Here is a 233-nt window from a genome sequence, read left to right as displayed (position 1 = left end):
CCGAGTTCGAAGACCTCGTCCCAGCGGTGCTTCTGCTCGCGGCCGAAGGCATAGCGGTGGATCGAGCCGGCCAGGTCGAGCACCTGGCGGTGCCGGCCGAGCACCGCGGCCTCCCGCTGCACCCCCGACCAGTTCGAGGCTTCCTGGTCGAGCCACTCGGCCGCCTGTTCGTACGACCGGAACGGGCAGTCCGGCGGCACGTCCCGCACCTCCGGGAAGAACAACCTGCCCGC

The 233-nt window shown here is 71.2% G+C and carries 1 protein-coding gene; it reads right to left on the bottom strand.

Annotated elements, in window-relative coordinates; all coding sequences use genetic code 11:
* Positions 1–233: hypothetical protein (locus tag ADL03_RS48280; RefSeq protein WP_197288209.1), on the bottom strand; the 233-nt coding region annotated here is incomplete at both ends.

The organism is Nocardia sp. NRRL S-836 (assembly GCF_001279525.1).
Taxonomy (GTDB): domain Bacteria; phylum Actinomycetota; class Actinomycetes; order Mycobacteriales; family Pseudonocardiaceae; genus Lentzea.
Note: the sequence above shows the minus strand (reverse complement) of the source record. Positions and strands in the feature narration are given on the sequence as shown.